General features: G+C 54.1%; 11 protein-coding genes. 3 read left to right on the top strand and 8 right to left on the bottom strand.

Annotation, left to right across the window (positions count from 1 at the left end; translation table 11 throughout):
* The first annotated feature begins 366 nt into the window (after positions 1-366).
* The 3 genes from AC01YT_RS07170 to uvrB all read left to right on the top strand — a co-directional run bounded on the left by AC01YT_RS07170 (position 367) and on the right by uvrB (position 4,361).
* The gene (locus AC01YT_RS07170) at positions 367-1,113 is read left to right on the top strand and encodes a PHP domain-containing protein (RefSeq protein WP_476674047.1); all 747 of its coding nucleotides are present in this window, start codon (positions 367-369) and stop codon (positions 1,111-1,113) included.
* A 38-nt stretch (positions 1,114-1,151) separates the two neighbouring features.
* Entirely contained in the window at positions 1,152-2,192 is a 1,041-nt protein-coding gene (locus AC01YT_RS07165; protein ID WP_476674089.1) for a glycosyltransferase family protein, read from the top strand.
* A 120-nt stretch (positions 2,193-2,312) separates the two neighbouring features.
* Positions 2,313-4,361, top strand: a complete 2,049-nt coding sequence (uvrB, locus tag AC01YT_RS07160; protein WP_476674045.1) for an excinuclease ABC subunit UvrB — start codon at positions 2,313-2,315, stop codon at positions 4,359-4,361.
* On the opposite strand, the gene AC01YT_RS07155 is transcribed toward uvrB, so the two are convergent.
* The 8 genes from AC01YT_RS07155 to AC01YT_RS07120 form a co-directional block, all read right to left on the bottom strand.
* Positions 4,358-4,648, bottom strand: a complete 291-nt coding sequence (locus tag AC01YT_RS07155) for an acylphosphatase (RefSeq protein ID WP_476674043.1) — start codon at positions 4,646-4,648, stop codon at positions 4,358-4,360. The two genes, uvrB and AC01YT_RS07155, sit on opposite strands and share 4 nt — an antisense overlap.
* Positions 4,645-5,841 carry a peptidase MA family metallohydrolase gene (locus AC01YT_RS07150; RefSeq protein WP_476674041.1) on the bottom strand — a complete coding sequence of 399 codons (1,197 nt, stop codon included), beginning with the start codon at positions 5,839-5,841 and terminating at the stop codon, positions 4,645-4,647. Before AC01YT_RS07150 ends, AC01YT_RS07155 begins: the two co-directional genes overlap by 4 nt.
* Before the next feature lie 30 nt (positions 5,842-5,871).
* Positions 5,872-6,927: a HEAT repeat domain-containing protein gene (locus AC01YT_RS07145; RefSeq protein ID WP_476674039.1), complete on the bottom strand. Its 1,056-nt coding sequence runs from the start codon at positions 6,925-6,927 to the stop codon at positions 5,872-5,874.
* Positions 6,928-6,940: 13 nt separating this feature from the next.
* Positions 6,941-8,014, bottom strand: a complete 1,074-nt coding sequence (locus AC01YT_RS07140; protein WP_476674037.1) for a M50 family metallopeptidase — start codon at positions 8,012-8,014, stop codon at positions 6,941-6,943.
* 72 nt (positions 8,015-8,086) lie between these two features.
* Positions 8,087-9,064 (bottom strand): diphosphomevalonate decarboxylase, encoded by a 978-nt coding sequence (gene mvaD, locus AC01YT_RS07135; protein ID WP_476674035.1) that lies wholly within the window; start codon positions 9,062-9,064, stop codon positions 8,087-8,089.
* Between the two features lie 13 nt (positions 9,065-9,077).
* Positions 9,078-9,656: a class I SAM-dependent methyltransferase gene (locus AC01YT_RS07130; RefSeq protein ID WP_476674033.1), complete on the bottom strand. Its 579-nt coding sequence runs from the start codon at positions 9,654-9,656 to the stop codon at positions 9,078-9,080.
* A gap of 143 nt (positions 9,657-9,799) precedes the next feature.
* Entirely contained in the window at positions 9,800-10,201 is a 402-nt protein-coding gene (locus AC01YT_RS07125; RefSeq protein WP_315624563.1) for a rhodanese-like domain-containing protein, read from the bottom strand.
* Between the two features lie 20 nt (positions 10,202-10,221).
* Positions 10,222-10,977 (bottom strand): sulfite exporter TauE/SafE family protein, encoded by a 756-nt coding sequence (locus tag AC01YT_RS07120; protein ID WP_476674030.1) that lies wholly within the window; start codon positions 10,975-10,977, stop codon positions 10,222-10,224.
* Between the last annotated feature and the right edge of the window lie 89 nt (positions 10,978-11,066).

The raw sequence follows: 11,066 nt of genomic DNA, 5'->3' as shown, positions 1-11,066 counted from the left end.
CTTTTAAGACCATCTAATCCTTGTTCAAACCAATTTTGGCGTCACCTTAACCCATATCCTGTCTGTTATTTGCCTTTTCAAATTCTGTTTGGGGCAGGATAAACATAACCCATGCGCGTGGGAAGCGATGATGTCTTACCCTTCTAATCTGCCCTCTAAAACCAACCAGTTACTCATCACCTTAACTGTTCCCTGGGCCAAGATCATCCAGCGAGCATCTGGTTTGATACAAGTGCTTATCCATTCTTAATCTCCCTTTAATCGGCAACAATCAAACGCAAAACTTCTTTTATCCCTGTGTTCACGAAACCTTAAAAAACGCAGGCTATAGTAACTATTGGAAACATAAACAAAGGGAGAAATCACATGGGATATGCGGATTTGCACATTCACACCATTTACAGTTATGACGGCACGTCTTCGGTAGAAGCCGTATTGAAGTACGTTGCAGACTACACCGATCTCGATGTTATTGCCATAACCGATCACGACTGTATTTACGGTGCCCTCAAGGCACAGGATTTAGCCCCAGCCTACGGGATTGAGGTCATACCGGGAGTTGAGGTATCCACATCTGATGGTCATGTCCTGGCACTTTACATAGAGCGACCGGTTCCAGCCGGCCTTTCCCTTATTGAAACGGCACTGCGGGTCGGTGAACTGGGAGGGCTATGCATTGCTGCACACCCGATGGCTGCGGGTACCAGCAGCCTTGACTTTAAAACCATCTGCGCCGCGCTTGAGCATGCTGAGGTGAGCCGCATCCTGGTAGGGATAGAACGATTTAATGGCGGGCTGGTTTACACCCGGCGTAATCCATGGGTAGAAACTATGGCCAGCGCCCTACCCCTCGCCCAAGTTGGCAATAGCGATGCTCATGTCCTGCGCATGATTGGTCAAGGGGCAACATTCTTCCCCGGCACCACCGCGGCTGAACTGCGTCACGCCCTAGAACGGGCTACAACCGAGGTGCGCAAAGGACATGGTCTTGGGGGAGTTGAGGTGCTGCGCGACTTCATTCCCCGCTACATTCTGCGCAAAATGGGTTGGGTAATTCATACTTCAAGCCCACACGCTCCACTCCGACTAGTCCGTATGTCCCAAGCGCTATAAAACCCCATGATAGGCTAAGCCCATGGAGGACACATGTGATGACGACCAACCCCAAAGTACTTTTCATTGGTGGCTCGCTTAACCAAACCACCATTATGCATCAAATCGCCCAGCAGTTGCCGGAATGCGATTGTTATTTTACGCCCTTTTACGCCGACGGGATCATCGGCTTATTAACACGCTTGGGATTGACTCGTTTTACTATATTGGGCGGGCGCCATCGGCAAGCCACCGAACGCTACCTGCGCGAACACCATCTTCCTGTAGATTACGGGGGTAAGCGTCAAAACTATGATCTCGTGGTTACTTGCACCGACCTCTTTCTACCCCGCAACATCCTTAACACCCGCCTGGTTTTGGTACAAGAAGGGATGCTAGAACCGGAGGATTGGCGTTTTCATCTCGTGCGCACCCTCAAACTTCCGCGCTATCTCGCCAACACCGCCGCTACCGGTTTATCCCACGCCTACCACGCCTTCTGTGTGGCTTCACCGGGCTATCGCGACCTCTTTATTCACAAGGGAGTTAACCCTGACAAAATTATTGTCACCGGCATCCCTAATTTTGATCACGCCGCAGGTTATTTGAACAACGATTTTCCCCACCATGACTACATCCTAATAGCGACATCTGCCACCCGTGAAACACTGAAATCTCATGATCGTGAGCGCTTCCTCCAACGCGTCAAAGCACTGGCTGATGGCCGCCCGTTGATTTTCAAATTACACCCCAATGAAAACATTGACCGTGCAACACGTGAAATTCGGCACTATTTTCCCGAGGCGCAAATTCACACTGAGGGCAATTTGCACCACATGATTGCGAACTGCGATATGCTCATTGCCCAAAACACGTCGGCCATCTTTACCGCGCTTGCGTTGGGCAAACCCATCCACTGCGATCTTGATCTCAGTACCCTCAGACAACTTATGCCCATTCAAAACGGTGGACGCTCTGCTGAACGCATTGCCGAAGTCTGTCGGCAACTTTTGCAAACCCCACTCGCAGACCTCAACCGACGACCGCTACGTGCCCGCTTCTTCCCGCGCCGGGAGACCCAAGATCTCTTAATAAAATGATCATTCACCCCTTCTCCCGAGTTGCCCGGGTGCACCCTTGACCCGGGCAAAATTATGTTAGAATCAAAACCCTTGAACAAATGTTTCACGTATTCTCAGAATGGACAAGAAGGGCATCCCATGAAATTCAAGTTACAAGCCCCTTACCACCCCACCGGTGACCAGCCTGAAGCCATTCGTCAACTGGTTGAAGGCGTTCGGCGCGGTTATCGTCACCAGGTTCTGCTGGGCGCCACCGGCACCGGCAAGACCTATACCATCGCTAATGTAATCGCTGAGTTACAAATGCCGGCGCTGGTCATGGCGCACAACAAGACCTTAGCGGCGCAACTTTATGCCGAGTTTAAGCAATTCTTTCCGGAGAATGCGGTTGAGTATTTTGTCTCCTACTACGACTACTACCAGCCTGAAGCCTATGTTCCCCAGCATGACCTTTATATCGAGAAAGAGACCGATATCAACGAAGAAATTGACCGCTTGCGCCTGGCAGCCACCACAGCGCTGATGTCGCGACCGGATGTCATCATTGTCGCCTCCGTGTCATGCATCTATGGCTTGGGTGATCCTCAAGCCTATGGTAAAAGTGTCATTGACTTGCAAATCGGCGGCATCTACCGTCGCAACGCCCTCCTGCGCCAGTTGGTTGAGAGTCAGTACCAGCGCAACGATTTTGAAATGCGACCGGGCGTCTTCCGCGTACGCGGTGATACCCTGGAAGTCTTTCCCGCCTATGAAGAAAAGCGGGCTTATCGAATCACCTTCTTTGGCGATGAGGTTGAACGCATCCAGGTTATCAACCCCTTGACCGGGGAATTACTTCACGAACCCCAACAGATCGCCATCTACCCTGCCAAACACTACATCACCGAGCAGGAACGCCTGCAAAAAGCGCTCCAAGACATCGAGAACGAACTGGAAGAACGCTTAGCTTATCTACGGGCACAGGGCAAATTGCTCGAAGCCCAACGCCTGGAACAGCGCACGCGATATGACCTGGAAATGCTACGCGAGGTGGGCTACTGTTCAGGCATCGAGAACTATTCGCGCCACTTGGATCAGCGTCCGCCGGGTTCACCACCCTGGACGCTCATGGACTACCTGCCCAGCGAATATCTCTTAATCATAGATGAATCGCACATGACTATTCCTCAGATTCGCGGGATGTACCACGGTGATCGCTCACGTAAAGAGGTACTGGTGGAATATGGTTTTCGCTTACCCTCGGCGCTGGATAACCGTCCCCTGACGTTCGAAGAGTTTGAACAGCGCATGGGCTACACTATATACACCTCTGCCACCCCTGGCCCTTACGAACTAGAACGCGCCGACCAGGTGGTTGAACAGATTATCCGTCCTACCGGCTTGCTCGACCCGGTGGTGGAAGTGCGTCCTACCCAAGGGCAAATTGACAACCTGGTCAAAGAGATTCGCCAACGCGTCGAACGAGGTGAACGCGCCCTGGTTACCACGCTGACCAAACGCATGGCCGAAGATCTTGCCGATTACCTGATGGAACTGGGGATCAAAGTGCATTACCTGCACTCTGAGATTGATACCCTGGAACGGGTAGGCATCCTGCGTGACCTGCGCTTGGGAGTCTTCGATGTCGTGGTGGGTATCAACCTGTTGCGCGAAGGGCTGGATCTGCCCGAAGTTTCGTTAGTTGCCATCCTAGACGCGGATAAAGAGGGCTTTCTGCGCTCGGCTACGGCACTCATCCAGACCATCGGTCGTGCCGCCCGCCACGTGAACGGACATGTCATTATGTACGCCGACCGCATCACTGAAGCCATGCAGCAAGCCATTGATGAAACCAACCGCCGCCGTGCCAAACAGATGGCCTACAACCGTGAACACGGCATCGAACCGGTCAGTATCGTCAAAGCCGTACACGATTTGACTGAACGGCTGAGCACTACTGCCGTAGCCGAAGGGCGGGCCGAATACACCGCCGGCAGGGCGGCCCACCGTGCCGCTTCTGCCCGCGAACTGCGGCATCTGATCACCGAACTGGAGCAACAGATGAGAATCGCTGCCAAAAACCTGGAATTCGAGAAGGCGGCCGTCCTGCGAGATCAGATTTTCGAGTTACGCGCCCTGCTGGCCGAAGAAAGCAACCTTCCGCCGTGGCAAAAAGCGCGCCTGTTGGCCGGCGAGGAAGCGCCTTAAACGGTGGGCCGAATCTCAAAACGACGGAATTCACCGTTGGCAGCTGACCATTCTACATCCACCCGGGTCACCACGGCAGAACGCGGCCCACGCCGCAGGTCATCCAACAGGGTTTCCAGTTTATCTCGCGGCCCCTCGGCCACAACTTCGACATCCCCATCAAACGTGTTGCGCACCCACCCAACCAGCCCCAGGGCAAGGGCACGATCCTGCACAAAGTATCGGAACCCAACCCCTTGTACATGGCCTTGAATTCGGGCATGCAGGCGCATTGTCTCCATGGTCATGGTTCCTCCTTTTGGGGAAGATGCGAATGACGAGGAAAAGATCCACGCAAACTGAACAGTACCGGGAGCATGACCAGTGCTCCCAACACCACGTAGGGCCACAGGTGACGCCAGGCTCGCCGCCAGGGATTGACTCCTAGGCTATCCTCCAACCACTCCCGCTCCAGTTGCGCCAGTGATAACCCCAAGCCAGCCCGCACCCCCTCCTCACAACCCAAGCCATCCTGATAAGCCCGGGCCAGGGTAGTGAGGCCACTTCGGCCAAAACGTTCCTGCAAGTAACGCACAAATGAAGCCGACTGGGCATAAGCCAGAAAAGCCGCGGCAGACTCGCGCGGAAAGGCTTGACACAGGCTTGACAATGCCAACAAATGATCCTCTTGGACAGCCCGGTCAAGCGCCCGCTGATAGTCCGGGTTAGGATAGAGTTCGGCCAACGAGGCCATCCCCTCAGCTAACCAGAGCGGTAGTTGTCCATAAGCCTCCCCCATTAGCCGGTACTGCAATAGATGAGCAATTTCGTGCGGAATCTGCCGTTCCATCTCGGCAACCTGATCCGGGCCGGGTGAGATGGCCACCAACACGATGCCCGTTTCAGGGCTGGCATGACCCGCCAACCACGGCGTACCGCTCAGGTTCAAAGCGCTTTGTAGGCTTTGAATATCGGGGTAGAGATAAACCTGCAACGGAGAGGGAGGTTCTACATCCAGCAGGGATTGCGCACTTTTCAAACCGTTTTGCGCCGCCTGAAGTGCTGCCCGCCCAAAGGCAAGATCTCCCTCTACCCACCCCACTTGAACGCCCGCTTCTTCCAGGGATTGCCAGGTGAAGCGATCATCCGCGTAGATGAACTGATAGCGAGGGCTTTCAACCACTTTTCCACCCGCCAGCCGAACTTGAAACCAGTATGTGACGTGGGAAAACGGCGTTAACCTGCGCCCAACCAGTTCCCAGATATAGGTTAATTGTCCGTCCGGAGTTGGCACTAGGGCTACCGTCAAGGGCGGCTGGCCTTCAGGTGCGATCAGCAACACAACCTCTTGTGGCGGAGTTGCAAGGCGTAAATGCGCCTGAAAAAGCACGCGCTCGCCAAATATCGGTTCCGCGGAAGCCTGTTCTATAATGGTGTCCCCTACGACCTGAGGCCACCCCAGACTCTGCCACCATAATATCGCCACAATTAGCCAACCCAACCGCTTTACCTCCCCACTGGGGGTTTTGCTTTAATTCAGGCGCGCCAGCATATCCTCATCCAGATCCTCTTCATCATCCACTTCGGATTCGAGGTCAATAATGTGATCGAGGTCTTTCTCGTCCTGGATTTCGAATTCAAACATACCAAACGGCATCACGCCCTCATTGAACGACAGGTTATCCAGGGCATCCTCGATAAAGGCAGCTTCGTCATCATCCTCGGTCTCTGCCAGAAGGCGCTCCAAAGCCTGTTGGACCCCCTCGCCGCCAATTTGCGAGAGCGACCAGATCGCCGCCATGCGCACCTCTTCATCTTCGATGCCCTCTTCCAGCATATTGAGCAACGGCTCGCGGGCCTCTTCAACCTCTAACTCACCCGCCGCGCGCACGGCTTCTAACTGCACATCGAAATCGGGATGATCCAACATGCGCACCACATGCTGACCCCAAGCCGGGTCTGCCGAGCGCCCCATGGCGAAGAGCGCGCTGGCAATCCAGGCCGGGTCGTTGCTGGTGTAGGCGCGCAGGATCAACGTCGGCACTTCTTGGCGGCTGGAAAAACCCAAGGCCTCCAATGCCCGCCGCTGAACCAACGCCGAACGATCTCGGCTCAACGTGGACAGTAAATGATCTTCGACCATGTGCAAGGTGGCCTCAGGAAGTTCTTCTACTTCGCCCATATAGACAAACTGGGCTAACGTAGAGGCCGCCTGAGCACGCACGATTTCATCGTTGTCCTCTTCCATCATTTGGATAAACTTGTTAATCAGATGCGGATCTTGACATTCCCACAGCAAACTGAGTGCACCGGCGCGCACCCGCGGTTCCTCATCATCCAGAGCGAACTTACTCAATTCATCAAACGAGACCAGGGTATCCGCCTCGGCCAGCATTTCCAAATCTTCCATCAAGGCGACGCGGCGTTCTACCGGCACCTGCCCCCACACCTTTTTCAAACGCTCCAAGTCCTCTGGGCTGAGATCCGAGAAACGGTGCAGAAAGCGGGCCGGAAAAGGCTGGTTGGTATCCAGCAGTGCCGCTAACACCTGGTCAAACGAAACTTGCTTGCGCGATTTTTTCGACATTCCTTTCCTCGATCTAGGGTAACGTAATTGGATTAATAATATCCTGGGCAGTGATATACAGGAAGAGCAGTATCAGCAACACAAACCCAACCGTATGTACCCAAGCCTCATACTTCGGAGGTACGCGTTTGCCGATCACCAATTCCGGCAAGGCAAACAAGATGCGCCCACCATCCAGGGCCGGGATCGGCAACAGATTGGCAAACCCCACCGCCACCGAGATCAGGGCCATCAGCCGTAGGGTCAGGGTGGTTTCCACCGGGCTTGCCCCCGCCTGCTCATTTTCAATATCACGTTCGCGGGCCTGGGAGAAGATGGTATAAATCCCAACCGGGCCAACTACCCGGCTTTGTTCGGGCGGCACCTCTCCTCGCACGGCTGCAATCAGCGAGCGCGGGATTTGCACCAAGCCCTCCCACGTCGCTTGCGATGCCCAAGGCAGAGTCTCAAACCACGAGGTAACCGGCCGCCAGGGCGTGACCATGCGAATGCCGAGTGCCCCTTGCCCCGGCGGTGGGTTAAGACGCGGCGTTGCACGCAAGGTGATCTGCTGACCGGTGCGCTCCACAACCAGGGTAATCTCTTCCCCTCGATGCTGGGCGATAATCTGACTTAACTGAGCCATGCCGGTGATGGGAACGTCATTTACTTGACGCACAAGGTCACCGGGTTGGATGCCGGCCAGAGCCGCAGGCGAATCGGGTTCCACGTAGTCCACCATCACCTTGGTAACCTCAGGCACCCCAGCACGCAGGAAAAAGAGGCTGAAAAGCACCAATCCGGTCATCAGATTCATAAACGGCCCAGCCAGTAGCACGGCAATGCGCGCTAGCGGTTTAGCATTGATAAAGCCACCGGGCACGCTGGGATCATTTTCACCCGAAAGGCGCACAAAAGCGCCAAAGGGAATCCAGTTTAATGTGACTTCGGTTTCACCCACTCGAAATAAGCGTACCAAACGCGGCGGAAACCCAAACCCAAACTCTTCCACCCGAATACCAAACAATCGCGCTGCCAGATAGTGTCCGAACTCATGCAAAAACAGTGTCAGACTGAAAAAAATCAGAAACTCTAGAAAGATCATCATCCTACCTTTAGATTAACAAGTGATGTGCACCCTGATTATATCGCTTTTAAACCGTCAGAGCAAAAGCCGCGTCTATGCCTCTGTCTCAATCAACCTGGCTGCACCACCTACACCTGCCACAATCACCTCTTTCACCCCCGAGAAAGCCTTCAAGCGTGCTTTCACAGTCTCGGCATCTTGCGGTAAACAGATCACGTGCACGTTGGGTCCCGCATCCAGAGTATAGAAAGCTGCTACCCCCTCACGGCGCCAAGCGGTTACTGCGCGCATCAGGTCTACCGAGGTCCCTTGCCAGTAGATCAAGGGAGGATGAGAAGTCATCATCACGGCATGCATCATCATGCTGTCCTGCTCGGCCACCTCGGCCAGGGCTTCAAAGTCACGCCGCAGGATGGCCTGGCGGGCGAGGCGAAGGCGTCGCGGCGTATCCACCACTCGCGCCGATTGAAGCGGACTGGTCGCCGCCAACCTGTGCCCTTCGCTCGACCCCACTGCCTTGTGGGTTGCCTCTACCACCGCCACACAGTCTATTAGGGGCCAATGCTCGGGTGGGGCAATCGAAAACGCATATGAATCGGCATCGCCGCGACCGGGCTGCCATTCCACAAACCCCCCCGGCACCGAGCGCGCTGCCGAACCTGAGCCACGCCGTGCCAGCCGTGAAAGGGTGGGCTCATCCAGGTGCAATCCCAACGCCGCCGTGGTTGCCAACGCCAGCGCCGCAAAGGCAGCCGCCGACGAAGCCAACCCGGCCCCGGCAGGGAAGTTATTTTCACTCTCCACCCGAGCTGCCAACGCGACCCCCGCCCAGGCGCGTATCAGATCCAGAAACTGCACCACGCGATCGCGAGCACGTCCTTCCAAAAATTGACCATTAAGCCAGATTTGATCTTGAGCCAAAGTTGGATCAAACTGCACGCGGGTGCGGGTCATAAGACCGGCCAGATTCATTGAGAGCGAACCATTCGCCGGTAAACGCAGTTCCGGATCACGATTGCCCCAGTATTTAATAAAGGCAATATTCGGGTGGGCTAATGCCGTGGCTTGCATGGTTTCCTTTCCCTTACACCACTTTCTCGGCGAGGATCAGGTAAGCATCTTCGTGCTGCCAAGGGGATTCGCGCAGTATAAAACCGGCTTCTTGCAGATGGCGGCGAATTAACGCCGCCGGCAGGCGATGGGCGCGGGGTGGACCGTCCTCGTGAACAGCATCCGGGCGCCAATCCAAAATAGCCACCCGCCCCCCAAGGCGTAACACCCGCAACATATCACGCATGAGATGATCTATGGGTTCAACCTCGTGCACCAAAAAAGCCGCCCAAATCAGATCTACACTTGCCGCTGGAAGAGGAATGCGGGGCAATTCCGCGCACATGGTGTGCACCTGCTGTGGGGGATGACGCGCATTGAGTACATCCAACATTTCGCGGCTTCCATCCAGCGCCCACACCGCCCCACTGGGAGTAACCAAGTCGGCCAACGGAAAGGTCCAAAATCCCGGACCACAGCCCAAGTCCACGACCACCTGCCCCGGCTGTACGCCAATGGCACGTAGCAAAGCACGCGGATGCCACTTGGCTTCGCGCGAGGTATCCAGCAAGATAGCATGCTTTTTCGGATCAAAACGTTTTGAATCAGCCACGCGGGTTAATAATCACCTTTCTCCTGAGTCTCAAAAGAATTATAGCCCGAAGATGCTTTCCCGAGAGACGGTAGAGTTGGTCCAAACAAAAAAACCTCGCCCGGTTTATAGAGCGAGGGAAACACCTACGGAAAGTGAAGGTTTCAAGCCGATTGACGCTTTTCGAGATACTTACGCAGTTTTCCGGGCATCAATTCGGCAGTCAATTCGGCATACGTCCCCTTAAAGATGCGCACATTATCGAAGCCCTTACTGCGCAAATAAGTAAAAGCCACATTAGAACGATCACCCCCTGAACAAAATGTGGCAACCAACACATCGCGGGGAATTTCCTGCCACCGTTGAGGCAACTCGTGAAGTGGGATCGCCATCGCAAACGGTAGGGCCAAAAATCGTTGTTCTTCCGGAGTGCGCACATCGAGCAACACAGCTTTCCCCTCTGCCCATAGATCAAAAAACTGGGCCGGGTCTATTTTATGATAGCCATTACTCCAAAACGTGAAGTCGCGTCCGCTCAACCATTCATCTAGAGAAATCTCAGACATTTTTATGGCCTCCTTTTTATTTAGAAAATAAGATCGAAAACCATCTTCAGCGCAATCAACCAGAGCAAGACACCAATGATCCGTTTAAGTTGCTGGCTGGAGAGACGGTTCTTCATCCAGTTCGACCCTACTAGCGAACCACCGCCAGCAGCAAGCCCCATGATGGCAAGAAACCGCGGCTCCAGCCCACCCAAGCTTACATGACCGAGAAAGCCCGAGAACGATGAAGACACAACAATCATTGCCGTGGTGCCAGCCGCAATTTTGGGGTCTACTCCCATCCAAGCCAAAACAGGCAGAATAAAATTACCGCCCCCAACCCCTAATAACCCGCCTAAGAACCCGGCAACGATCCCAATACCAATCCCTACCCCTACTTCCACCCAGGACATGAGAGGCCTTTGACGGGGGTGAGGCGAATAGAAGAGCATCATAAAGCCCGCAAATACCAGGAATGCCGCAAACAGAGCCAGAAGGACATCTCGTGCAACGTAAGGGGTTAAACGTGCTCCAAGGGGAGCGCTTATAACTGCCGCCAGCATGATGGGAATTCCCATCCGGAAATTAATCAATCGGGCCCGGCCGTAATTAACCGCCGCCATGAAGAGGCTGACCACGTTTAGTAGAAGCGCAATTGGAGTTGCTTCTGAAAGCGGCAATCCCATGTAGTAGAAAAAAGGCACAAAAAGAAAAGCAGCCCCTAGGCCAGCCATAGCCAGTAATCCGGAAAAGACAAAAACCACACTTGTGGAGATTACATAAAACCACACATTCATATCAAACAACCTTACCAAGATAAAGTATTGCCATTATATCTTATTATATAAATATTTGAATATGATATTCATCCTATTTTTGTCCCCTT

The sequence above is a fragment of the Thermanaerothrix sp. genome (assembly GCF_056331585.1).
This window is presented reverse-complemented; position numbering and strand designations above follow the sequence as displayed.